Below are 22,053 nucleotides of genomic sequence, written 5' to 3'. Positions count from 1 at the left end.
GCCTCGCGTGCTGCCGCGCGAGTAAGGAACGGTTGAATGGGGCGGGGACGCCGGTCGGCGTCCCCGCCCTTTCCCGGAACTTCCCTGGAACCACCCCACCGGAGACCCCACGTGTCCACGCCCGCCGAGCTCCCCGTCACCTGGGCCCCGCGCCGTACCCGCGCCGTGCTGCTGCCGGTCTGCGCGCTGCTCGTGGTGCTGTTCGCCGTGATGGCGCTCGCGCTCCCGGAGAACTGGCAGCTCAACGACCGGATCATGATGGTGTGCAGCGGCGTGGCGTTCGCGTGCGCCGGTCTGATGCTTGCCCGTCCGCGGGTGACCGCCGACGCCGAGGGCGTGACGGTGGTCAACTTCGTCCGCCGCCGCCGGCTCGCCTGGGCCGAGATCGTCCGGGTCAACTTCCGCCAGGGAGACCCGTGGGCCACCCTCGACCTCTCCGACGGCACCTCGCTGGCCGCGGTCGGCATCCAGTCCGGCGTCGGCAAGTCCCAGGCGATCGCGAACGCCCGCGCCCTGCGCGACCTCGTCGAGCACCACGCCCAGGTCTGAAACCCCGGGTCCGAAGCCCGGGTCCGAAGCCCGGGTCCCAAGCCCAGGACCGGGCCCCGGGAATGAGCCCCGCGCCCGGCCGTTGCCTGCGATTCGACGGCCGAACGGGGGCGAACACATCTCCTACCGTCGAAACCGCTATGGTCTACGCTGGTAAAAGCAGGGCAAAGTTCCCGTCCTGCCCGCACGCGACCTGAGGAGTGACACTCCCCCTCGATGGACGATCCGTCCGGTAGTACCTGCGCCGCCTCACTTCCGACGCCCGGAAGGCGGGCGGCACTGTGATCACCGCCTGGCTGCTGCTGTTCGCGGCCTTCCTGCTCATCCTCGCCAACGGCCTGTTCGTGGCCGCCGAGTTCGCGTTCGTGACCGTCGAGCGCGGAGCGGTGCAGCGCGCCGCCGAGGCGGGGGACGCCAGGCTCGGGCGGGTCTCGCGGGCCCTGCGGCACCTGTCCTTCGAACTCTCCGGCGCCCAGCTGGGCATCACCGTCACCTCGCTGGTGGTCGGTATGCTCGCCGAGCCGGCGCTGTCCACGCTGCTGAGCCCGGTGTTCACCGGCCTCGGCCTGCCCGACTCGGCCGCCCGCGGCACCGCCGTGATCGTCGGCATGGTGCTGGCCACCGTCCTGCAGATGGTGATCGGCGAGCTGGTCCCGAAGAACTGGGCGATCTCCCGGCCGGTCCAGGTGGCCCGCGCGGTCGTCGCGCCGCACATGACGTTCTCCCGGGTCTGCCGCCCGCTGATCGGCTTCCTCAACGGGGCCGCCGACCGGACGGTCCGCGCCTTCGGCATCGAGCCGCAGGAGGAGCTGGCGCACGCCCGCACCCCCGCCGAACTGGTCTCGCTGGCCCGGCACTCGGCCAGGGCCGGCGCGATAGACGAGGAGTCGGCCGCCCTGTTCGAGCGCACCCTCGGCCTCGGCGAGCTCACCGCGGAGTCCGTGATGACCCCGCGGGTGGACGTCGCCGCCCTCCAGCGCGACGCCACCGCGTCCGACGTGGTCAACCTGACCCGGGCCACCGGCCTGTCCCGCTTCCCGGTCTACACCGACAGCCTGGACGAGGTCACCGGCATCGTCACGCTCAAGGACGCCCTGGCCGTCCCGGCCGTCCACCGGGGCCGGGTCCGGGTCGGCGAGCTCGCCTCGCCGCCGCTGCTGGTGCCCGAGACCCTGCCCGCCGAGCGGCTGCTCGACCGGCTGCGCAAGCTCCAGCCGATGGCCATCGTGGTCGACGAGTACGGCGGCACCGCCGGCGTCGTGACCGTCGAGGACATCGTCGAGGAGATCGTCGGCGACGTGCAGGACGAGCACGACCTGGCCGACACCCCCGAACTGGTCCCGCTGGCACCGGCGGACGGCCGGCCGGTCTGGGAGGCCGACGGCCGGGTCCGGACCGACCAGCTGGAGGCCATCGGCCTGCACGCCCCCGACGGCCCGTACGAGACCCTGGCCGGCCTGGTCGCCGACCTGCTCGGCAAGCTGCCCGAGCCGGGCGAGCAGGCCCACCTGCCGGGCTGGCTGTTCACCGTGGAGGCCGTCGACCGGCACCGCACCAGCAAGGTCCGGGTGGAACACAGCCCCGCACGCCGGGAGTCCGGTGACGACGAGGACGGCATCCGATGATCGCGCTCCAACTGGCCGCCGCGCTCCTGCTGCTGCTCGGCAACGCGTTCTTCGTCGGCGCCGAGTTCGCCGTCATCTCTGTGCGCCGCAGCCAGATCGAACCGCTCGCCGAGGCCGGCCACAAGCGCGCCCGCACCGTGCTGCACGCGCTGTCCAACGTCTCCGCGATGCTCGCCGCCGCCCAGCTCGGCATCACCGTCTGCTCGCTGGGCCTCGGTGCGCTCGCCGAGCCGACCATCGCCGGCCTGCTGGAGGGCCCCTTCCACGCCGTCGGCATCCCGTCCAACCTGATGCACCCGCTCTCGTACGGGATCGCGCTCGCCGTCGTGGTGTTCCTGCACATGGTGATGGGCGAGATGGTGCCGAAGAACATGGCCATGGCCGGCACCCTGAGGGCCGCGCTCTGGCTCGGCCCGCCGCTGGACCGGCTGGCCCGCTGGCTCGCCCCGGTGATCCGCCTCCTGAACGCCTTCGCCAACGGCGTGCTGAAGCTGTTCAGAGTCGAGCCCAAGGACGAGGTGGAGTCGGTCTTCACCACCGAGCAGCTGATGTACCTGCTGGTCGACTCCCGCGACGCCGGCCTGCTCGACGAGGAACGCCAGGAGCGACTGGAGGACGCCCTGGCGCTGGGCCGCCGTCCGGTCACCGACGTCCTGCTCAAGCCCGAGCAACTGGTCACCGTGGACACCAAGGTGACCGCCGCGCAGGTCGGGGAGCTGGCGCTGCGCACCGGCTTCTCGCGCTTCCCGGTCACCGACGGCGACCCGGCCGGCCACGGCTACCTGGGCTACCTGCACCTCAAGGACATCCTCGACGTGGACGACCCGTCGCTGCCCGTCCCGGCCCGCCTGCGGCGCCCGATCACGGTGCTGCGCGGCGGCCTCCCGCTGGACGACGCGCTCGGCGCGATGCGCCGGGCGGCCTGCCACCTGGCGGCGGTCCTAGACCAGGACGGGCGCACGCTCGGCGTGGTCATGCTGGAGGACCTCCTGGAGGAGCTCGTCGGCGAGATGCACGACCCGGACCACCGGTCCGTGGCGTAACGGCTCCGGGTTCCCGGTTTCGCCGACGGCGTGTCCGCCACGGGCGATTCCGCCCAGAGCGTTCAGCCGTTCCCCGCCGGCCACCCGAGGAGCAGGGTTGTCGGCATGAGGCTTCTCCTGCTGGGTGGAACGAAGTTCGTCGGACGCGCCGTCGCCGAGGAGGCGGTGGCCAGGGGATGGGAGGTGACAGCCCTCAACCGCGGCACGCAGCCCGCACCCGAGGGCGTGACCGTGCTGCGGGGCGACCGCACCGCCGAGGGCGGGCTCGCGGCGCTGGCGACGGGGGAGTGGGACGCGGTGGTGGACACCTGGTCCTGGGCCCCGGCGGCGGTGCGCGACAGCGCCCGCCTGCTCAGGGACCGGGTCGGGCACTACGCGTACGTGTCGAGCTGTTCGGTGTACGCCTACCCTAAGGCGCCCGCGGCCGACGAGTCGGCGCGAGTGGTCGAAGGCTCGCCGGACGCCGTCGGCGAGGTGCCGTACGCCGAGGCCAAGCGCGGCGCCGAGCTGGCCCTGGAGGCCGAGTTCGGCGGACGGGCGCTGCTCGCCCGCGCCGGGCTGATCATCGGCCCCTACGAGAACATCGGCCGGCTGCCCTGGTGGCTCAGCCGGATCGCCCGCGGCGGCCCGGTGCTCGCCCCCGGCCCGCGCGACCTGCCACTGCAGTACGTCGACGCCCGCGACCTCGCGCGCTGGATGCTGGACGCCACCACGGCCCGCCTCGGCGGCGCGTACAACGTGGTCAGCCCGGCCGGGCACGCCACCACCGAGTCCCTCCTGGAGGCGTGCGTCCGAGCCACCGGCTCTGACGCCGAACTGTGCTGGACCGACCCGGAGCGGATCGTGGCGGCCGGCGTCGAACCGTGGACCGAGCTGCCGATCTGGGTGGCGCCCGGCGAGCTGTACGACTACCTGCACAACACGTCCGTCGCCCGCGCGGTCGCCGACGGGCTGCGCTGCCGCCCGGTCACCGAGACCGTCGAGGACACCTGGGCCTGGCTGCGGTCGATCGGCGGCAGCGCCCCGCAGCGCGCCGACCGGCCGAACGTCGGGCTCGACCCCGAGCGCGAGGCCGAGCTGCTCAAGGGCCTTCAGGGTCTCCAGGGTCTCCCGGGCTGATCGCTCAGTGATCGTCGACGGCCGGCGGCTCAGCCCCGGCCGTCGATCAGCTCCCCGTACGCCTGGACGAGGTCCGGCAGCCGCAGCGTCGCCAGGTCCTCCCGGCCCGGCGGCTCGCGCAGCAGCGAGAGCCGCAGGTCACGGTAGGCGCAGGACTTCTCGTACAGGGTGCGGATGAACCGGCCGTTGCCGAGCTCGTCGATCCAGCCCTCGCGCACCACGTGGGTGCAGATGCTGGCCAGCTCCTCGGCCGCGTCCTCGTCCCAGCCGTCGCCGTCCCGGCCGGCCAGGGCCGCGCCGATCGCGGTCAGCTCGTTCGGACGGTAGCTGGGGAAGTCCACCCGGGTGGTGAAGCGGGAGTTGAGGCCGGGGTTGGCGGCGAGCAGCCGGTTCATGCCCTCCGGGTAGCCGGCGAGGATCACCACCAGCCGGTCGCGGTTGTCCTCGGCACGCTTGAGCAGCACCTGGAGCGCCTCGTCGCCGTACGCGTCGCCCTTGGTGTAGCCGGAGTTGGAGAGGCTGTAGGCCTCGTCGATGAAGAGCACGCCGTCCAGCGCGGAGTCGATCAGCTCGTTCGCCTTGACCGCGGTCTGGCCGAGGAACTCGCCCACCAGGTCGGCTCGTTGGGCCTCCACCAGATGGTCGCCGGAGAGCAGCCCAAGGGCGTGGAAGACCCGCCCGAGGATCCGGGCCACGGTGGTCTTGCCGGTGCCCGAGGGACCGGAGAAGACGAAGTGGCGCTTGGGTGGCTGGACCGGCAGGCCCTGCTCGGCGCGCAGCCCGGCCATCCGCAACTGGGCGGACAGCGCCCGCACCTGGCGCTTGACCGGCTCCAGGCCCACCATCAGCGAGAGTTCGGCCAGGGCGGCGTCCAACTCCTGTTCGCTGCCGCCCGGTTCGGGAGCACCGACCGGGTCCGCGCGGCGCGGCGCCCTGCTCCGGACGGGCAGTGGCGCGGGCGGCACGTGCGACGCGGCGGGGCCGGCCGGGGCCGCCGAACCCGAGCGCTCGCCGGCGGCCTGCGGCGCGCCGTCCGTCGAAACCGCCTCCTCGATGTATGCGGAACCCTCGGCGAACCCCGGCTCCTGGCCGTACCCGGGCCCGTCCTGGAACTCCGGCTCCTCCGGGAAGGCCTCCTCCAGCCCGCCCGAACGCCCGCCCTCCAGCAGGCCGTCCGCGAGGGCGTCCTCCGCCGAGATCGCGGCCAGCCGGGCGGCGGTGTCCATGAACGCCGGATCGGCCCGGTGCACCGCCCGGTACAGCGGCAGCGCCGCCGCGCTGCGCCCGGCCCCCTCGTACGCCCGGCCCAGCCAGTACCGCAGCTCCTTGCGCTGCGGCTGTTCGGAGCGGCAGCGGGCCAGCGACGCGGCCAGCGGGGCCTGCGCCTGGGCGCACATGTCCAGCCGGACCCGCGCCATGCCGGCGAACAGCCCGGCCTCGATGCCCAGCATCGGGTCGTCCAGCAGGCGGTCGGTGTCCCGGATCAGCTGCTCCCAGTCCTTGAGCAGGTAGGACCGGCAGGCGTACAGGAACTGGGCGGACGGGTCCTCGCTGGGTGCGGGGCACTGCTCCAGCGCCCGGTCCAGCTCGGCCAGGTGTCGGCCGTCCAGCCAGTGCGAGGCGTGCGCCAGCGCGAGGTCGCGGGCGTCCTCCAGGACCGGCTGCACCCACCAGCCCAGCCAGTACCAGGAGCTGAGCGGGCGGCGGTGGCGGCGGCGCTGCTCGCCGAAGCGCTTCTGGTGGCGGTACATGGCCAGCAGGGCGGCCGAGGTGTCGCTGCGCAGGGCGTGCAGGCCGAGCCATGCGTCGGCCATGCCCGGGTCGAGCCGGGCGGCTGCGCGGAACTCCTCCTCGGCGCGGGCGTAGGCGCCGGCCGTGTAGGCGTCCATGGCGCGCAGCCAGGCGCGGTCGGCCAGCCGGTCCGGGCCGCCCGCGTTGCTGTCGGAACTGTCCACCGTCGTCACTCACGCCCCCCGCGGTGTGGCCCGGGGCCCCAGCCTGCGGGCCGCCTGCGCGGAGCCGGCCGGTGGTCGTGAAGCCCCCGGGGCGCAGATGCGCCTGCCTGAAATCGTACCGGGGCCGCGCTGATCCGGAAGGGTGCCGCATCGGGTCAAATACAATCGCGCGCGCGGGTGTTGAGCCGCCGTCGGGTGCGCGGAGGGCATGCGGACGAGGGTGCGGAGAGGGGGCGGCACCCCCGGCTCACGGGGGAACAAGCCGGGGGTGCCGGGTCCGAGTCGTTCGGAACCTCGCGTTCCGGCGACTGGTGAGAACCTAAATCCTGACGACTGCGCAGGTCAAGGGCATGTTGAAGGTTCACCGAGGGTGCCTGACGCGATCCGCCCGGTCACTCCGTCGACCCGCGTTCCGGCGTACGGGCGGCTCGGATCCGCGGCGAAATGCGCCGATTCGGCGCGCGCCCAGCCCACCCAGAACTCGGCCAGCTCCGGCCCGTCCCGCTCCTCCCCGCGCCGCCGGGCCGTCGCCGCGTCCAGCTCCATCCAGATCACCCGCGCCAGCCACGGGCGCACCGCCCGCCGCCCGGCCCCGACGCCCTCCACCAGCACCACCGGCGCCACCGGCACCTCGGCCGTGCCCGCGAACCGCCGCAGCGTCCAGTCGTACACCCGGTACGCGGTGTCCCGGCCCGCCGCCAGCGGCTCCAGCACCTGCTCGCGCAGCCGGGCGGTCCAGCCGAACGGCTCGGCGTGGGTGGCCAGGTCGTCGAGGTGGACCACCGGCGCCCCGCCGAGCGCCCTGGCCAGCCGCCCGGCGAAGGTCGTCTTGCCCGAGCCCGCGTGCCCGTCCACCGCGATCAGCCGCACCGGCCCGCAGGAGGGCGGCAGCGCGCGCAGCTGGGCGGCGAGCGCGGTCACGGTGTCGGGGGAGTGCGGGGATTCGGTTACGGCCACGACGTCAACCCTACGGTGCCGTACCCGGCCACTCCGGACAGTTCATCTGTGCTGGTCGTGACGGCAGCGCGGCTTTCGGGCATACTCGCATCGCCACGCCTGTGAACGGCCGTTCACCGCAACCCGGTGCCGGTCGGGCCGACCTGCCACACCCGCGCCGGACCTGTCGAACCAGGAACCCGGCGCCCGATCGAGGAGGCGACCGCCGCCATGACCCCCTCCCCTGCGAAAGCCGTGGACCGCCAGCTGCCCACCGAGGAGGCCCGCGAGCTGCTGAGCCTCACCCGGGACCTGGTCCAGCGCGAACTCCAGCCGCGCGCGGCGGAGGACGAGGCCGCCGACCGCTTCCCGCGCGACGTGTTCCGCACGCTCGGCGAGGCCGGCCTGCTCTCCCTCCCGTACGACGAGAAGTACGGCGGCGGCGAGCAGCCCTACGAGGTGTACCTCCAGGTCCTGGAGGAGCTGTCGGCCGGCTGGCTGGCCGTTGGCCTCGGCGTGAGCGTGCACACCCTCTCCTGCCACGCGCTGGCCACCTTCGGCACCGAGGAGCAGCGCGCCGCCTGGCTGCCCGGCATGCTCTCCGGCGAGCAACTCGGCGCCTACTGCCTCTCCGAGCCGCAGTCCGGCTCGGACGCCGCCGCCCTGCGCACCCGCGCCGACCTCGACGGCGAGGAGTACGTGGTCAATGGCACGAAGGCGTGGATCACCCACGGCGGGCAGGCCGACTTCTACAGCGCGCTGGTGCGCACCGGCGGCGAGGGCCCGAAGGGCATCAGCTGCCTGCTGGTCCCCGGCGACCAGCCCGGCCTGTCGGCCGCCGCGCCGGAGCACAAGATGGGCATGCGCTCCTCGCCGACCGCGCAGCTGCACTTCGACGGCGCCCGGGTCTCCCGCGACCGGCTGGTCGGCGAGGAGGGCCAGGGCTTCCAGATCGCTCTCGCGGCGCTGGACTCCGGCCGGCTCGGCATCGCCGCCTGTGCGATAGGCGTCGCCCAGGCCGCCCTCGACCTCGCGGTCGACTACGCCCGCACCCGCCGTCAGTTCGGCCGTCCGATCGCCGACTTCCAGGGCCTGTCGTTCATGCTCGCCGACATGGCCACCCAGATCGAGGCCGGCCGGGCGCTCTACCTGTCCGCCGCTCGGCTGCGCGACGCGGGCCGCCCGTTCTCCAAGGAGGCGGCGATGGCGAAGCTGTTCTGCACCGACACCGTGATGCGGGTGACCACCGACGCCGTCCAGGTGCTCGGCGGCTACGGCTACACCCAGGACTTCCCGGCCGAGCGGTACATGCGCGAGGCGAAGGTGCTGCAGATCGTCGAGGGCACCAACCAGATTCAGCGGCTGGTGATCGGCCGCCACCTCACGAAGGGCTGAGGCTCTTCGGTACGGCCTCCGGCCGTCACTCCGGGGTGCGGAGTGACGGCCGGAGGCATGTCTGATGCTTCGTCAACTGCGGTGCGTCAGCGGCGGATCAGCCGACGGCGCTGCTCGGGGATCAGCGGGACGACCGCGGCGACCCGCACCGGCCGGTGCGCCACCGCGTGGGAGAACGGCTGGGTGCGCCAGTCGAGCCCCGTGGGGAGCTTGAACAGCGCGTCGAAGCCGGCCGGCCGGCTCTCCTCGGGGGAATCCACCTCGGCCAGGTCGTCGGTCGGCGCGCCCGAACCCGGGCAGATGGCGGGGGCGAAGGGGTTCCAGGCGGTCGGCAGCAGTGCGTGCAGCGGCAGCCGCTCCTCGTCGGCCACGAGGGCGATCGGGCGGCGGCACTCGGGGCAGTGGACCCGGAAGATCTCCCAGCCGTCGGCGTCGCCCGGGTCGGCGCTCGGCGTGGGGCCTTTCTCGACCGCGAGGGCGTCGCGGCCGGTCATATCCTCGGTCTCATCGGAGCCCAGGGCACGCTGGTCGGTAGCAGGCATGAGGTCCCCCTCGGATCGGGCCCGGCGTGGTCGCCCGGGGCCACAACCAGCATTTCCCTGCGGCGCGGACTCATAACCCTGCGGTCCGGCGCACCGTGATGCACAGGGTTGTGTCCTTCGCCACATTCCGCCGGCATGTGCCCGCGTGACACCCCGCGCCGCCGCCGGTGACACCGTGTACGCCCACCCGGGCGCCCCGCGCGCCCCCGACCGGGTAGGTTTGCGCACTGTGGAGGATCTCGACCAACGCATCGTCCAGCTGCTCCTCGAGGACGGCCGGATGAGCTACACGGACCTGGGCAGGGCCACCGGCCTGTCCACCTCGGCGGTGCACCAGCGCGTGCGCCGCCTGGAGCAGCGCGGGGTGATCCGCGGCTACACCGCGATCATCGACCCCGACGCCGTCGACCTGGCGCTGACCGCGTTCATCTCGGTCAAACCCTTCGACCCCAGCGCCCCCGACGACACCCCCGAACGCCTGGCCGACCTGCCCGAGATCGAGGCCTGCCACAGCGTCGCCGGCGACGAGAACTACATCCTCAAGGTCCGCGTCGGCGCCCCCGGCGACCTGGAGGACCTGCTCGCCCGCATCCGCAGCGCGGCCGGTGTGTCCACCCGCACCACCGTCGTCCTCTCCACCCCCTACGAGGCACGCCCCCCGAAGCTCTGAGGCCGGGTGGCGGGGGTGCAGACTTGGCGGCATGACCGAACGCACTCTCCCTCCCTGCCCGCCTTTGGGCAGGAGGGGCCCACGGACCGTCCTGCTGCGCGGCGGCGCCGTCTACAGCCCTGCCGACCCCTTCGCCACCGCGATGCTCGTCGAAGGCGAGCACATCGCCTGGGTCGGCAGTGACGGCGCCGCCGAGGCGTACGCCGGGACCGCCGACGAGATCGTCGAGCTGGACGGCGCCCTGGTCACCCCCGCGTTCGTCGACGCCCACGTGCACGCGACCTCCACCGGCCTGGCGCTCACCGGCCTCGACCTCACCGGCAGCCCCTCGCTGGCCGCCGCCCTGGCCGCCCTCACCGCCTTCGTCGACGCCCGGTCCGAGCCGGGCGGGGTGCTCATCGGCCACGGCTGGGACGAGACCGGCTGGCCCGAGGGCCGGCCGCCCACGCTCGCCGAGCTCGACGCCGCCGCCCGCGGCGCCGCCGTCTACCTCTCCCGTACCGACGTCCACTCCGCGCTCGCCACCACGGCGCTGCGCACCTTCGCCCAGGGCCTCGCCGAGCTGCCCGGGTACGCCGCCGAGGGCCCGCTCACCAAGGACGCCCACCACGCCGTCCGGCAGACCGCGCTCGCCCATCTCACCGCCGAGCAGCGCCGCCGCGCCCAGCGCGCCACCCTCGCCCGCGCCGCCGAACTCGGCATCGGCGCGCTGCACGAGTGCGCGGGCCCGGAGATCTCCTCCGAGCAGGACCTGGCCGCGCTGCTGGCCCTCGCCGCGGAGGGAGAGGGGCCCGAAGTCTTCGGCTACTGGGGCGAGTTGGGTGGTGTCGAGACGGCTCGCAGGCTCGGCGCGGTGGGCGCCGGCGGCGACCTCTTCGTCGACGGCGCACTCGGCTCGCACACCGCCTGCCTGCACACCGCCTACGCCGACGCGGACCACACCGGCACTGCCTACCTGACCGCCGAGCAGGTCGCCGACCACGTCGCCGCCTGCACCGAGGCCGGACTCCAGGCAGGCTTCCACGCCATCGGCGACGCCGCCGTGGCCGCGGTGATCGAGGGCGTCCGGGCGGCCGGCGAGCGGGTCGGCGCCGACCGGGTCAGGGCGTTGCGCCACCGCGTCGAGCACGCCGAGGCTCTGGACGACAAGGCCATCGCCGCCTTCGCCGAACTCGGCCTCACCGCCTCCGTCCAGCCCGCCTTCGACGCCACCTGGGGCGGGCCGGACGGCATGTACGTCCAGCGCCTCGGCGCCGAGCGGGCGGCCGCCCTCAACCCCTTCGCCGCCCTGCTGCGCGCCGGCGTCCCGCTGGCCTTCGGCTCGGACGCCCCGGTCACCCCGCTCGACCCCTGGGGCACGATCCGCGCGGCGGCCTTCCACCGGACGCCCGAGCACCGGATCTCCGTCCGCGCCGCGTTCACCGCCCACACCCGCGGCGGCTGGCGCGCGATCGGCCGCGACCAGGACGGCGTGCTCGTCCCGGGCGCGGTCGCCAGCTACGCGATCTGGGCCGCCGACGAGCTGGTCGTCCAGGCCCCCGACGACCGCGTCGCCGGCTGGTCCACCGACCCGCGCTCCGGCACCCCGGGCCTGCCCGACCTCACCCCGGGCCACCCCCTCCCTACCTGCCTGCGCACGATCGTCCGCGGCCGGACGGTCCACCTGGCTGCCGAGGAGGCCGTGCGGACCGCGTAGGTCGATCGTCCGCGCACGCTGCTCGCCCAGGACCTCCACCCGGATCCCCTAGGCGAGCAGCACAAGCCGGACGCACCGCTCCACCAAGCACCTTCTGACCGTTTCCGTGCCCGCACCCCTCGCCTCCCGGCACCGGCCCGTTCCGGGGTACCTTCTGGGGACAGCATCCGAACAGCAAGTCACAGAGAGATGGTGCGCCGGTGACCATGTCCGTCACCCAGGAGCGGTCCGCGGCCGCACCCGAGCCGCCGAGCCCGGGGTCCCGGCCCGGTCGGGGCGCCCGCGTCCTCGCCAGGGTCCGCGCCGGGCTGCCCCGGACCGGCCTCGCCGTGCTGGCCGGCCTGCTGCTCGCGCTCGCCTTCCCGCCGTTCGACCTGTGGCCGCTTTCGCTGGTCGGCGTCGCCGCGCTCTCCCTGCTCACCCGGGATCGCACGGTCCGCCAGGCGGCCTGGACGGGCTTCGCCTTCGGCCTGCCGTTCTTCCTGCTGCTGCTCAGCTGGCTGCGCGTGGTCGGCTGGGACGCGACGATCGGCCTATCGATCGTCGAGGCCCTGTTCCTGCTGCTGCTCGGCGCGGGGCTGGCCGTCACCTCCCGGCTGCCCGCCTGGCCGCTGTGGGCCGCCTGTCTCTGGGTCACCCAGGAGTGGGCGCGCGACCGGCTGCCGCTCGGCGGCTTCCCCTGGGGCCGGCTCGCCTTCGCCAACACCGCGACCCCGTACACCCCGCTGGCCGCGATCGGCGGCGCCCCGCTGGTGACCTTCGCCGTCGCCCTCTCCGGCGCGCTGCTGGCCTGGGCGGCGCTGCGCCTGCGCGGGCCCGGCCGCGCCCCGAAGGCCGCCGCGCTGGCCGCCCTCGGCGCGGTGGCCGCGCTGCTGGCCGGCTACGTCGTCCCGGTGCCGACCGCGGCCGACGACACCGTGAAGGTCGCGATCGTCCAGGGCAACGTGCCCAACCCCGGCATGGACTTCCTCGGCCGCCCGATGATGGTCCTCAACAACCACGCGGCGGCGACCGAGCGGCTGGCCGCCGACATCAAGGCGGGCAAGGTGGACCGCCCCGACGTCGTGATCTGGCCGGAGAACTCCTCCGACCTCGACCCGTTCAGCGACCCGCTCGCCTACCGCCGCATCGACCAGGCCGTCCGGACGGTCGGCGTGCCCACCCTGGTCGGCACCCTGGTGGACGGCCCGGACGCGCAGCACGTCCAGAACGAGGGCATCGTCTGGGACCCGCAGACCGGCCCCGGCGCCTCCTACACCAAGCAGCACCCCGTCCCGTTCGGCGAGTACGTGCCGTTCCGCGCCCAGCTGATGAAGGTGATCACCCGTCTCCAGCGGGTCGCCCGGGACTTCTACCCCGGCGACCACAACGGCGTCATGCAGCTCGGCCCGGCCAGGATCGGCGACGTGATCTGCTTCGAGGTCGCCTACGACGAGATCGTCCGCGACACCGTCGACAGCGGCGCGCGGGTCCTGGTCGTGCAGACCAACAACGCGACCTACGCGAAGACCGGCCAGCCCGACCAGCAGCTCGCGATGTCCCGGCTGCGGGCCGTCGAGCACGGCCGGGCCGTGCTGATCGCCGCCACCAGCGGCATCAGCGCGGTGATCGCCCCGGACGGCACCGTGCAGCAGCGCACCGAGGAGCTGACGGCGGCCGAGCTGTCGGCGACCGTCCCGCTGCGCGACGGCACCACGATCGCCGACCGGGTCGGCGTCGCGCCGGAGTGGACGCTGGCCATCGGCGGCCTGCTGGCCTGCGGCGCGGGCGTGCTGGTCGCTCGGCGCCGCCGCCCGGCCGCCGGAACACCGGCCGCCGGGGATTCGTTGAAGTAGGCGGTGCCGTAGCCGGCCCGGACCTCCCGTGCGGCGCGTAGAGCACCGCCTGGAGTGGATTCGTACCGTGACCCAGCAAGCAACCCCCACCCGTCCGGCCACGCGCGGAAGGCTCCGCCGGGTACTGCCGCTGGTGATCACCGCCTGGCTGGTGCTGGAGATCTGGCTGCTGGTCCGGGTGGGCTCCTGGCTCGGCGGCGTCACCGTCGTGCTGCTGCTCCTCGCCGGCGCGGTGATCGGCGGCTCGCTGATCAAGCGGGCCGGGCGGAAGGCGCTGTCCGCGGCGATCGAGCAGAGCCGGGACCCGAAGCCGCGGCAGCCGCAGACCGGCACCACCATGACGGTCCTGGCCGGCCTGCTGCTGATCGTCCCGGGCTTCCTCTCGGACGTCGTCGCGCTCACCCTGCTGTTCCCGCCCACCCGGGCGCTCTGGCGGGCGGCCGGCCGGCGGCTGGCCGACAAGGCGCTGCGCAGCACGGCCGCGGTGGGCGCCGACCCGCTCGCGGACGCGATGCGGCTGCAGGAGCAGCTGCGCATCCACCGCCCGGACGGCAAGGTGATCCAGGGCGAGGTCGTGGATCCGGAGGCCGGCCCGCGCGGCCCGCAGGACCCGGACACCACCTACCGGCCGCCGATCACCGGCTGACGGGCACGGACCGGAGAGCGCACGAAAGCGACGGAAACGCGAAAGGGACCCTGGTCACCAGGGTCCCTTTTCGCGGCCTCCCGCCGATGGCGGGAGCGAGGTCAGGCGCTCTTACGGGTGTCCCGCGGATGCACCGCGAGGTTCATCCCGCCGGAGCGGAGCACGGCCAGCCGCTCGGCCAGCACCTCCTCCAACTCCTCGCGCGTCCGGCGCTCCATCAGCATGTCCCAATGGGTGCGCGTGGGCTTGACCTTCTTCTCCTCCGGCTCGTCGCCGTCGAGAAGTGCTGCTTCCTGGCCACAGAAGCGGCATTCCCAGGTCGGGGGGATCTCCGCCTCGACCGAGAAAGGAACCTCGAATCGGTGTCCGTTCTGACATGCGTACTCGACGGTCTGGCGGGGAGCCAGATCGATACCACGGTCGGTCTCGTAGCTAGTGGCCCCGAGTCGCGTGCCGCGGAGAGCTCGCTCGCTCATGAATCGTGCCTCCCGGGCTTTATGGCCCACAGGACTGGTTGGTCGCTGTTCTTCGTCGTTCGGTCAACGCTCGGCTTCCGACGAAGATTCCCGTCCCGGGACATGCGTCGTCTGTCGTGCCGCCCCTGTTTGTACCCACCGACGCCCGATTTGTCACATCTGGTCGGTGATGTCACCCCGGGTGTCACCTATTTCACATCTGGTGATCGGTCGGCCTTTCCGTGACGAGCCTACCGGGACGGCAATCGGCGCCGGTCGCCGCCCCCGATCCTTGCGGTCAGGAGATCGGACGGGAACGGATCATCGGCTCGCCCTTGGCGAGGTCGACCGGGTGGGCCCCGGGGGCCGGCTCGGCCGGGCGGACCAGCGGCGGGTGCTCCGGGCGCGGCGGCACCTCGACGGCGGCCTCGGTGCGGGTGTCGCGGTGCGGCAGCAGGGCGATGACCGCGTCCCGCAGCGCGGCCGGGGCGTCCTCGTCCAGCGGGTCGACGGTGGTGGGCACCTGGAGCCGGACGGGGGCGCCGTTGCCGATGCGGGCGTAGCCGCGGCCGATCGGGGCGAGCGCGGCGGGCGCGATGTCCAGCGGCGCGCCGAGCGCGGCGCGGCCCTCCTCGGGGCCGGCCGGGCCGAGCACCACGCGGGCCCGGGTGGTGGCCCGGACGGTGGAAGTGATCCGGTCCCGGGCCTCGATGTCGTCGGCGATCACCACGGTGACCCGGGCGGCGCGGCCGTGCCGCAGCGGCAGCTCCAGCAGGTCCTGCGGGTCGGGGCGGCCCTCGGCCTGGGCGAGTTCGCTGAGCTCGGTCGGGTGGTCGAGCATCAGCCAGAGCGGCCGGGTGGCGTCCTCAGGCGGCGCGGTGCCGCGGTGCCGGGCGGCGTTCAGGGCGGTGAGCCGGCGCTCGGTCTCCTGGACGGCCCACTCCAGCGCGGCGAGCGCGCCGTGCAGGCTGGTCTCCACGGTGTGCACGCCTGGCCGGTTGACCAGGCAGGCGTGCTCGCCGGTCCCAGCGCCGTCGATCACCACCAGGTCGGCGTACGGCAGTGCCTGGAGCGCGACGGAGCGGATCAGGCTGGAGGTGCCGTGGCCGGCGACGCCGAGCGCCAGCAGGTGCGGCTCGGCCGAGCGCGGCCCGGTGCGCCAGATCACCGGCGGCTGCTGGGTGACGGCCCCGCCCTGGCAGACCGGGATGGTGCGGGCGGTGCCGTCCTCGTCGGTGAAGCCGAGCACGATCTCGCCGGGGGCGGCCACGAAGCGCTGGGCGACGATGTCGGTGGGCAGCGGCGTCATCGCGGTGATCCGCAGTTTGTTGGACTCCTCGTCCCAGTCGAAGCGGTACTCCCGGGCCCGCCCCGCCTTGCCCTGGACGACCTGCTCGATCCGGGCCCGGGCGGCGGGCTCGGTGTCGGTGAAGTACGCGGGGTAGGTGAGCTCCAGTCGGGAGAGCCGGCCGTCGCCGTCGAACTCCCAGGCGGTGAAGGCGTTCTTGTGGCTGCCCTCGTAGTGGTAGAGCGGGTTGGCGTCCTCGGGGCCGCACAGGTACGGGGTGAGGGCCGAGTAGAGCGCGGAGAGCTTGACGTCGGCGACGTCCGGCGCGGGCGGGGCGGGCGGCGCCTTGGGGGACCGGCCGCTCCACGCGGCGCCCGCCATCAGCGCGATCAGCGCGAACAGCAGGCCGTGCGGCAGCAGGTAGATGCCGATCAGCATCGCGGCGGTCAGGAACAGCGTCGGGCCGCGGCGGTCCTTGGGGGTGGCCTGCCAGCGGCTCTTGGCCCAGCCGGCCTGGTGGCGCAGCCCGCGGCCGATGACGGTGAGCGGGGCGAACATGTCGGAGGCGTGGTCCCCGGCGGTTCGGGCGATCTCGCGGCCCTTGCCGAGGTGGCGGTGGAGCGGCATTGCTTGACTCCCCGGGCGAGTGGGACGGGTGGGGTGAGGGGGCGGTGCTCGTGGAACGACGGGGCCCGGGGCGGTGGGATCCGCGCCCGGGCCCGTACGGGGAGTGGCGGCGCTAGAACTTGAGGCCGCCGAGCAGGCTGGCGAGGCTGGCGCCGCCCGCGGTGATGCTCGGTGCGATCGAGGAGCCGGCGATGTAGAAGCCGAAGAGGGCGCAGACGATGGCGTGGGAGACCTTTAGTCCGTCCCTGCGGAAGAATAGAAAGGCGATGGTGCCGAACAGGACGATGCCGGAAATCGAGAGGATCATGTTCTGCTCCTCGGGGAGGGGGACAGGGGCAGTGACGGAAAGTGTCATCATCGTGACAAAAAGTAATAGATGATGGAACGGTGCAAATGGGTGGTTTCACCGTTCAATACCGCTCCGGAGTCCGGACGGGGGTAGGCGAACCGGCCGGGGTGGGGGCCGCGCACCGCACTGGTTCGGTGCGGCGAGGCATTCCCGGCGGATGGGCGGGGCGTCTCCGAAGGGTCGGAAAAGTTCGCTCGAACGGCTGTGCAGCCCTTCGGCCGGTGTGTCTTCCCCGGTGGAGCCGCCATCCGCCATCCGGACGCGTGCTGGCCGGTGCGTTCGCCCGGCCGCTACGGTGCGGTACGCGCAGCTCCCGCCACCCGCCACGAGGAAAGGCCGCCCGCCATGACCGACGCCGCCAGCCAGCAGCCCGCCGACGCCCCCGACGCCGAGGTGATCGCGCTGGCCGGGAAGCTCTTCGATGCCGCGCGGGCCGGCGACACCGACACCCTGGCCGCGTACGTCGACGCGGGCGCGCCCGCCGACCTCACCAACGACCGCGGCGACACCCTGCTCATGCTCGCCGCCTACCACGGCCACGCCGCCACCGTCACCGCGCTGATCGAGCGCGGCGCCGAGCCGAACCGCGCCAACGACCGTGGCCAGACCCCGCTCGCCGGCGCCGTCTTCAAGGGCGCCGAGGACGTGCTCGCCGCCCTGCTGGCCGGCGGCGCGGACCCGCAGGCCGGCACCCCGTCCGCCGCCGACACCGCCCGGATGTTCGGCAAGGATGACCTGGTCGCCCGCTTCGAGGGCCGCTGAGCCGAGGTCGTAGGCTTTTCGACCGTCGTAGGATTTTCGACCATGGAGACCACCGCCGCCCAGGACACCGGCACCGTCGAATTCCGCGTCACCGGCTACGGCCACCCCGACGCGCAGGCCCTGTCGGCCGAGGTCCAGCAGGAGTACGTCCGCCGCTACGGCGACCCGGACGAGACCGTGCTGCACCCCGACGACTTCGACCCGCCGGCCGGGCTCTTCCTGATCGCCTACCTGGACGGCCGGCCGGTCGCCTGCGGCGGCTGGCGGGCCAAGCAGGCCGGTCCGCACGGGGTGCGCGACGGCGACGCCGAGCTGAAGCGGATGTTCGTCATCCCCACGGCCCGCGGCCGCGGCCTCGCCCGGGCGGTGCTGCGCCACCTGGAGCAGACCGCCGCCGAGGCCGGGCGCACCCGCTTCATACTCGAGACCGGCACCGAACAGCCCGAGGCGGTCGCGCTCTACCGGTCCGAGGGGTACGCGGCGATCCGGAAGTTCGGCATCTACCGCGAGCACCCGCAGAGCATCTGTCTCGGCAAGGAGTTCACCGCCGCGTCCGTCTGACCGGCCCACCCACCGGGTAGGCTCCCGTCGAGACGAGTCCGGGGACCCGCAGGGGGACGGATGAGCCACCAACCGCCCGCATCCGACCGGCTCCCCGCCCTGGCCGCGCCCGGCGGGGAGGTGGACCGGCTGGTCCGCGTCGGCGTGCGCAGCATCGGGGCCGGCGCCGTCTGGGCCGTCGGCGACGCCGCGGGAACGGCCGGACAGGGCAGCCACGGGGTGCTCGGGCCGGGCCCGTACGCGCGGCAGGCGCCCGGGCCGGACACCCGGTACGACCTCGCCAGCGTCACCAAGATCGTCGCGCTCTGGCCCTGCGCCGGGGTGCTCCGGCAGGCCGGGTGGCTCCCGCTCGACCAGCCGCTGGGGAACTACTGGCCGGCCGCCGCCGGACACCCCGCCGGAGAGGTGACGGCCCGTCAACTCCTCACCCACACCGCCGGACTGCTCCCGCGCACCAACTTCGAACGGCTCTACGGGCGCGACCTCGCGGCGATCCGTGCCGGGATCATCGCCGCCCCGCTGCACCGCGCGCCCGGCACGGCCGTCGAGTACACCGACCGCGCCGCCGTGCTCCTCGGTCACCTCGTCGAACACCTCGGCGGCGCCCCGCTCGACGACCTCGCCACGCGCTGGATCTGGCGGCCCCTCGGCATGGCCGACACCCGCTACGGACCGCTCGGCCCCGGCGACACCGCCCACACCGCGCCCACCGAGTACGACGAGACCGTCGGCGCCCACCTGCGCGGAGTCGTCCACGACCCCTCCGCCCGGCTGCTCGGAGGTGTGTCCGGCAACGCCGGCGCCTTCTCCACCGCCCGCGACCTGGCCCGTTTCCTCACCGCCCTGCTCGACCCGCCGCCCGGCCTGCCCTGGGGTGAGCCGTGGTTCGCCGAGTCACTGCGCGAACAGACCGGCGGGCTCACCCCTGCCCGCGGCCTCTCCTGGCTGTGCGCCCCCGGCACCGACCCGGCCGACGGCACCTTCGTCCACTACGGCTTCACCGGCACCGGGATCTGGATCTCCCGTCGGCTCGGCCGCTGGGCGCTGCTGCTCACCAACAAGGTCCACCACGACGGCGAGACCCAGCCGCTCACCGACCTGCGCAACGCCTTCCGCCGGGCCGTCTTCGGCTGACACTGGATCAGGTGGATCAGGTACGAACCACCGTTTCCAGGGCGGGGTTTGAGGAATGGTGTCCTGCGTCGGCTGCGGAAACCGCGCAGCCGCGCGGCGCAGGTGCGTTCCGATCGGCGCGCGGGCGTCACCAGCGGACCGCACGTGTCTCCCGATCGGCCCGGCGGACGTTTCCCGACAAATCAGGGAACGCCCGCCGGGCTGCCCGCGTCTTCGTTGGCATGGCTCTGACCGCGCGTTGACGAGCCCCTTCCCGAGGTCGGTGGCACGGCCCTGCGCGCGGCGCCTGCAATGACCCCGAGAGATTGGAGCAACGGGTGAATCAGACGGAGACGACATCCTCGAACGGCCGCCGGCGGCGGTCCCCGGAGAACGGTGAGGTCGACGTGCTGCGCCGGAGGATCAGCGAGCTGGAGCGGGAGAACGAGATTCTCCGGGCGGCCTCGGATTTCTTCGCGCGGGAGCTCGACCCGCGACGCTCGCGCTGATCCGGTTCGTCGAGGCGCACAGGAAGCCGCACGGGGTCGAGCGGATCTGCCGCATACTGCGGATCCCCCCGTCGACGTATTACGCGGCCCGCTCCCGGACCGCGTCTGCCCGCGCCCTCCGGGACGCGGAGCTGCTGGCCGAGATCCGTCGCATCCATGAGGAGAGCAACCACACCTTCGGCGCCCGCAGGGTCTGGACGCGCCTGCGCGCCGAGAACGTCGACGTGGCCAGGTGCACGGTCGAACGGCTGATGCGGGAGGCCGGTCTGACCGGAGCGGGCGGCGCTTCGGGCCACCGGCTCCGCAGGGCGGCCCGGCCGCCGGCGGCGGAAGCCGCACCGCTGACGGCCGGGTGGCACAGACTGTTGTGACGTTGTCCCCGGCTCGCGTGTGTACACGCGGGCACAGCTGAGCCCGGCGCCGGTCTCGTGACTTCCGTGGACCGGCGCCGGGCCGTTGTGTGTGGGTCAGCGTGTCGTGGACGTCCGCCGGCGGCGGGTGTACAGCGCGGCCGCGCCGACCGCGGCCAGGGCCGCCGCCCCGGTGACGGCGACCGGCTGCCAGGCGTGCTCCGCCGCCCGCTCGCCGGTCCCGGCGGCGACTTGCGCCGCCCGGTCGCTCGCCTGATAGTCGGCCTGGCCGTCAGCCTGGTTGTCCGCCTGGTTGTCCGCCTGGCCGTCCGTCAGGCCGGCGAACCCGCCGGCCAGGCCCTTGCGGTCGTACTCCGAGCCGGGCAGCTTGTCGGCGTACCGGGTGGCGACCAGCTTCTGGTAGGCGGCGAGCGGCATGCTCCGCTGTCCGCCGAGGCTGGTGGTCGCCTCCTCGTTGAGCGGTTCGACCGCGCCGTCGGCGGTGAGCCGGTACCAGGCGTGGATCTGCGGCTCGGTGAAGGTGCGGGCCTGCGGAGTGCCGCGTTCGGCGAGGCCGAGCTCGGTGTCGCCGTCGCGGATGCCGGCCAGCTGCCAGCCCTCGGCGCCGACGTTGTGCTGACCGTCGCCCTGCGCGGTGGCGGGGTTGCCCTGGGGTGCGAGCAGGACGGCGGCCTGGTGGCCGTCGGAGGCGGTCACCCGGGAGGCCAGGTAGGTGAGCCGCAGTGCGGTCTGCGGGGTCGCCTGCGCCTTGCCGGTGACGAAGTCGGGGCTGAGTTCGAACATCGGCACCGGGTCCTTGAGGTCGAACCGGGGCGGTGCGGCGACGGCCGCGGGCGTGTTCCCGGGAGCCCCGACGGCGCCGCCGTCCGCCGCGGCGGACGGGCTTCCCGGGTTGGCCTGCACTGCGGAGACCAGGAAGCGGGAGACGGTGTCCCGGACCTGGTTGCTCTGGAGGACCTGCTGGGCGGACGGATAGCCCGCGATGCCGTCACCGTCCGCGGCGTATGCAGAAAGGTTTCCGCACTGGATCGAAACCAGGATCGCCGTGGTGACGGCGGCGGCCCGGACGGTCACGCGTGCGGCGCGTCGCACGGTCCGGATGGTCGGTCGACTCATCGTGTCTCTCCTTCAGCCGTGGATGCCGATGCGGGAGTGGGTCCACTGGAACGAGTTGTTGTTGGCGTACGAGGCGTAGTTCCACCAGGTGTACGTCTGGGTGCTGGGCCACGGGTCGCCGACCGCGATCATGTTGGTGGTGGGGTCGTAGCCGTAGACGACGTTCATGTGACCGCCGCCGCTGCGCCAGCCGATCCGGACGCCGAAGGGGCGGCCGGCGGTGATCTCGGCGGCCGATTCGGCGAACGAGGCGTTGCGGGAGAGGCTGCGGCCGCTGTTGCCCAGGCCGATCCGGGCCAGCCCGTTGGCCATGTCCTCCAGGGTGGCGGGCTGGTTGTTGCAGTTCACCCAGGTGCCCTGGGAGGCGAGCCGGCAGAAGTCCTCCTGGCTGACGCCGGTCTTGCCCCAGTAGTTGGCGATGGTCAGGCCGGAGGCGTCCCAGCACCACTGGGTCTTGACCTGCTTGAGCATGGTGATCTTGAGCGACTGGGCGGTCGTGGGCGTCGTGGGCGGCGTGGGGCCGGGGTTGGGCGTCGAGCCGCAGACCGGCAGGCTGTCGGTGCTCTCCCTGATGAAGGCGGCGGCGATGTAGAACGAGCCGGAGCGGATCCACCGTGAGTTGTTCTCGACGGCGTCCCCGGTGGTCCGGCATGACATCGGCACCTTGTCGCCGATCCGGGAGGAACCGCTGATCTGGGCCGAAAGGGACGGCTTGGACCGGTGGTTGATGCTGTTGTAGCGGCCCTTGCCGGCGGTCACCGTACCGTTGACCAGGTCGGCCTGGGCGAGGGCGCCGAGGCCGAACACCAGACCGCCGGAGACCGTGGCGGCGGTCGCGGCCATCAGCGTCTTCTTGCGGCGGGACATGCGACGTCTGTGCATTCGTGCTCC

22 protein-coding genes and 1 other annotated feature are annotated in these 22,053 nt (G+C 73.6%); of the genes, 14 read left to right on the top strand and 8 right to left on the bottom strand.

All coding sequences use genetic code 11. The features are described 5' to 3' along the window. Positions 1 to 111: 111 nt before the first annotated feature. From F7Q99_RS02400 to F7Q99_RS02385, 4 genes are all read left to right on the top strand, one after another. Entirely contained in the window at positions 112 to 549 is a 438-nt protein-coding gene (locus tag F7Q99_RS02400; RefSeq protein WP_326846170.1) for a PH domain-containing protein, read from the top strand. Positions 550 to 830: 281 nt separating this feature from the next. Beyond that, positions 831 to 2,174 (top strand): hemolysin family protein, encoded by a 1,344-nt coding sequence (locus F7Q99_RS02395; protein WP_326846169.1) that lies wholly within the window; start codon positions 831 to 833, stop codon positions 2,172 to 2,174. Next, positions 2,171 to 3,217 carry a hemolysin family protein gene (locus tag F7Q99_RS02390; protein ID WP_153459853.1) on the top strand — a complete coding sequence of 349 codons (1,047 nt, stop codon included), beginning with the start codon at positions 2,171 to 2,173 and terminating at the stop codon, positions 3,215 to 3,217. The genes F7Q99_RS02395 and F7Q99_RS02390 overlap by 4 nt, the downstream gene beginning before the upstream one ends. A 105-nt stretch (positions 3,218 to 3,322) precedes the next feature. After that, positions 3,323 to 4,336 (top strand): NAD-dependent epimerase/dehydratase family protein, encoded by a 1,014-nt coding sequence (locus tag F7Q99_RS02385; RefSeq protein WP_153459852.1) that lies wholly within the window; start codon positions 3,323 to 3,325, stop codon positions 4,334 to 4,336. Between the two features lie 29 nt (positions 4,337 to 4,365). On the opposite strand, the gene F7Q99_RS02380 is transcribed toward F7Q99_RS02385, so the two are convergent. Together F7Q99_RS02380 and F7Q99_RS02375 are read right to left on the bottom strand one after the other, a co-directional pair. Continuing rightward, positions 4,366 to 6,225, bottom strand: coding sequence for an AAA family ATPase (locus F7Q99_RS02380; RefSeq protein WP_153465716.1), 1,860 nt, complete (start codon positions 6,223 to 6,225; stop codon positions 4,366 to 4,368). A 408-nt stretch (positions 6,226 to 6,633) separates the two neighbouring features. Beyond that, positions 6,634 to 7,248, bottom strand: coding sequence for a uridine kinase family protein (locus tag F7Q99_RS02375; protein ID WP_326846168.1), 615 nt, complete (start codon positions 7,246 to 7,248; stop codon positions 6,634 to 6,636). Positions 7,249 to 7,458: 210 nt separating this feature from the next. On the opposite strand from F7Q99_RS02375, the gene F7Q99_RS02370 reads away from it, so the two are divergent. Beyond that, positions 7,459 to 8,622 (top strand): acyl-CoA dehydrogenase family protein, encoded by a 1,164-nt coding sequence (locus F7Q99_RS02370; protein ID WP_153459851.1) that lies wholly within the window; start codon positions 7,459 to 7,461, stop codon positions 8,620 to 8,622. Between the two features lie 86 nt (positions 8,623 to 8,708). On the opposite strand, the gene F7Q99_RS02365 is transcribed toward F7Q99_RS02370, so the two are convergent. Next, on the bottom strand, positions 8,709 to 9,164 hold the full coding sequence (locus F7Q99_RS02365) for a hypothetical protein (RefSeq protein ID WP_195910978.1): 456 nt from the start codon (positions 9,162 to 9,164) through the stop codon (positions 8,709 to 8,711). A gap of 229 nt (positions 9,165 to 9,393) precedes the next feature. Here F7Q99_RS02365 and F7Q99_RS02360 point away from each other — a divergent pair, with 229 nt between their 5' ends. The 4 genes from F7Q99_RS02360 to fxsA all read left to right on the top strand — a co-directional run bounded on the left by F7Q99_RS02360 (position 9,394) and on the right by fxsA (position 14,011). Next, entirely contained in the window at positions 9,394 to 9,834 is a 441-nt protein-coding gene (locus F7Q99_RS02360) for an Lrp/AsnC family transcriptional regulator (RefSeq protein ID WP_326846167.1), read from the top strand. Between the two features lie 31 nt (positions 9,835 to 9,865). Then, positions 9,866 to 11,530: an amidohydrolase gene (locus F7Q99_RS02355; protein WP_153459850.1), complete on the top strand. Its 1,665-nt coding sequence runs from the start codon at positions 9,866 to 9,868 to the stop codon at positions 11,528 to 11,530. 206 nt (positions 11,531 to 11,736) lie between these two features. After that, on the top strand, positions 11,737 to 13,365 hold the full coding sequence (lnt, locus tag F7Q99_RS02350) for an apolipoprotein N-acyltransferase (RefSeq protein ID WP_153465713.1): 1,629 nt from the start codon (positions 11,737 to 11,739) through the stop codon (positions 13,363 to 13,365). 67 nt (positions 13,366 to 13,432) lie between these two features. After that, the gene (gene fxsA / locus F7Q99_RS02345) at positions 13,433 to 14,011 is read left to right on the top strand and encodes an FxsA family membrane protein (protein WP_326846166.1); all 579 of its coding nucleotides are present in this window, start codon (positions 13,433 to 13,435) and stop codon (positions 14,009 to 14,011) included. 101 nt (positions 14,012 to 14,112) lie between these two features. Here fxsA and F7Q99_RS02340 read toward each other — a convergent pair whose 3' ends face one another. From F7Q99_RS02340 to F7Q99_RS02330, 3 genes are all read right to left on the bottom strand, one after another. Next, positions 14,113 to 14,487, bottom strand: coding sequence for an RNA polymerase-binding protein RbpA (locus F7Q99_RS02340; protein WP_153459849.1), 375 nt, complete (start codon positions 14,485 to 14,487; stop codon positions 14,113 to 14,115). A gap of 277 nt (positions 14,488 to 14,764) precedes the next feature. Then, a complete protein-coding gene (locus F7Q99_RS02335; protein WP_195910977.1) occupies positions 14,765 to 16,381 on the bottom strand; it encodes a hypothetical protein in 1,617 nt (538 codons plus the stop codon). A 112-nt stretch (positions 16,382 to 16,493) separates the two neighbouring features. Further along, entirely contained in the window at positions 16,494 to 16,688 is a 195-nt protein-coding gene (locus F7Q99_RS02330) for a hypothetical protein (protein WP_153459848.1), read from the bottom strand. Positions 16,689 to 17,075: 387 nt separating this feature from the next. On the opposite strand from F7Q99_RS02330, the gene F7Q99_RS02325 reads away from it, so the two are divergent. The 5 genes from F7Q99_RS02325 to F7Q99_RS43575 all read left to right on the top strand — a co-directional run bounded on the left by F7Q99_RS02325 (position 17,076) and on the right by F7Q99_RS43575 (position 20,046). Continuing rightward, positions 17,076 to 17,492: an ankyrin repeat domain-containing protein gene (locus F7Q99_RS02325; RefSeq protein WP_153459847.1), complete on the top strand. Its 417-nt coding sequence runs from the start codon at positions 17,076 to 17,078 to the stop codon at positions 17,490 to 17,492. 42 nt (positions 17,493 to 17,534) lie between these two features. After that, positions 17,535 to 18,053, top strand: a complete 519-nt coding sequence (locus F7Q99_RS02320) for a GNAT family N-acetyltransferase (RefSeq protein ID WP_153459846.1) — start codon at positions 17,535 to 17,537, stop codon at positions 18,051 to 18,053. A 60-nt stretch (positions 18,054 to 18,113) separates the two neighbouring features. Next, entirely contained in the window at positions 18,114 to 19,187 is a 1,074-nt protein-coding gene (locus tag F7Q99_RS02315; RefSeq protein WP_153459845.1) for a serine hydrolase domain-containing protein, read from the top strand. Between the two features lie 317 nt (positions 19,188 to 19,504). Beyond that, positions 19,505 to 19,675 carry a hypothetical protein gene (locus tag F7Q99_RS02310; RefSeq protein ID WP_153459844.1) on the top strand — a complete coding sequence of 57 codons (171 nt, stop codon included), beginning with the start codon at positions 19,505 to 19,507 and terminating at the stop codon, positions 19,673 to 19,675. Then, positions 19,633 to 19,746: a sequence feature (AL1L pseudoknot), on the top strand. It overlaps the preceding gene by 43 nt. Next, positions 19,672 to 20,046 carry an IS3 family transposase gene (locus tag F7Q99_RS43575; RefSeq protein WP_153465711.1) on the top strand — a complete coding sequence of 125 codons (375 nt, stop codon included), beginning with the start codon at positions 19,672 to 19,674 and terminating at the stop codon, positions 20,044 to 20,046. (Overlaps the previous feature by 75 nt.) Before F7Q99_RS02310 ends, F7Q99_RS43575 begins: the two co-directional genes overlap by 4 nt. A 96-nt stretch (positions 20,047 to 20,142) precedes the next feature. Here F7Q99_RS43575 and F7Q99_RS02300 read toward each other — a convergent pair whose 3' ends face one another. Beyond that, positions 20,143 to 21,162: a hypothetical protein gene (locus tag F7Q99_RS02300; RefSeq protein ID WP_153459843.1), complete on the bottom strand. Its 1,020-nt coding sequence runs from the start codon at positions 21,160 to 21,162 to the stop codon at positions 20,143 to 20,145. 12 nt (positions 21,163 to 21,174) lie between these two features. Then, positions 21,175 to 22,044, bottom strand: coding sequence for a papain-like cysteine protease family protein (locus F7Q99_RS02295; RefSeq protein WP_230210137.1), 870 nt, complete (start codon positions 22,042 to 22,044; stop codon positions 21,175 to 21,177). Between the last annotated feature and the right edge of the window lie 9 nt (positions 22,045 to 22,053).

The organism is Streptomyces kaniharaensis (assembly GCF_009569385.1).
Taxonomy (GTDB): Bacteria; Actinomycetota; Actinomycetes; order Streptomycetales; family Streptomycetaceae; genus Kitasatospora; species Kitasatospora kaniharaensis.
This window is presented reverse-complemented; position numbering and strand designations above follow the sequence as displayed.

Excerpts from the sequence above, each read along its gene's own strand:
- F7Q99_RS02330 (WP_153459848.1), bottom strand. The coding sequence starts at position 16,688 with ATGATCCTCTCGATTTCCGGCATCGTCCTGTTCGGCACCATCGCCTTT.
- F7Q99_RS02340 (WP_153459849.1), bottom strand. The coding sequence starts at position 14,487 with ATGAGCGAGCGAGCTCTCCGCGGCACGCGACTCGGGGCCACTAGCTAC.
- F7Q99_RS02315 (WP_153459845.1), top strand. The coding sequence starts at position 18,114 with ATGAGCCACCAACCGCCCGCATCCGACCGGCTCCCCGCCCTGGCCGCG.
- F7Q99_RS02380 (WP_153465716.1), bottom strand. The coding sequence starts at position 6,225 with ATGGACGCCTACACGGCCGGCGCCTACGCCCGCGCCGAGGAGGAGTTC.
- F7Q99_RS02370 (WP_153459851.1), top strand. The coding sequence starts at position 7,459 with ATGACCCCCTCCCCTGCGAAAGCCGTGGACCGCCAGCTGCCCACCGAG.
- F7Q99_RS02295 (WP_230210137.1), bottom strand. The coding sequence starts at position 22,044 with ATGCACAGACGTCGCATGTCCCGCCGCAAGAAGACGCTGATGGCCGCG.
- F7Q99_RS02355 (WP_153459850.1), top strand. The coding sequence starts at position 9,866 with ATGACCGAACGCACTCTCCCTCCCTGCCCGCCTTTGGGCAGGAGGGGC.
- F7Q99_RS02365 (WP_195910978.1), bottom strand. The coding sequence starts at position 9,164 with ATGCCTGCTACCGACCAGCGTGCCCTGGGCTCCGATGAGACCGAGGAT.
- lnt (WP_153465713.1), top strand. The coding sequence starts at position 11,737 with ATGTCCGTCACCCAGGAGCGGTCCGCGGCCGCACCCGAGCCGCCGAGC.
- F7Q99_RS02335 (WP_195910977.1), bottom strand. The coding sequence starts at position 16,381 with ATGCCGCTCCACCGCCACCTCGGCAAGGGCCGCGAGATCGCCCGAACC.
- F7Q99_RS02320 (WP_153459846.1), top strand. The coding sequence starts at position 17,535 with ATGGAGACCACCGCCGCCCAGGACACCGGCACCGTCGAATTCCGCGTC.
- F7Q99_RS02300 (WP_153459843.1), bottom strand. The coding sequence starts at position 21,162 with ATGAGTCGACCGACCATCCGGACCGTGCGACGCGCCGCACGCGTGACC.
- F7Q99_RS02390 (WP_153459853.1), top strand. The coding sequence starts at position 2,171 with ATGATCGCGCTCCAACTGGCCGCCGCGCTCCTGCTGCTGCTCGGCAAC.
- F7Q99_RS02325 (WP_153459847.1), top strand. The coding sequence starts at position 17,076 with ATGACCGACGCCGCCAGCCAGCAGCCCGCCGACGCCCCCGACGCCGAG.
- F7Q99_RS02385 (WP_153459852.1), top strand. The coding sequence starts at position 3,323 with ATGAGGCTTCTCCTGCTGGGTGGAACGAAGTTCGTCGGACGCGCCGTC.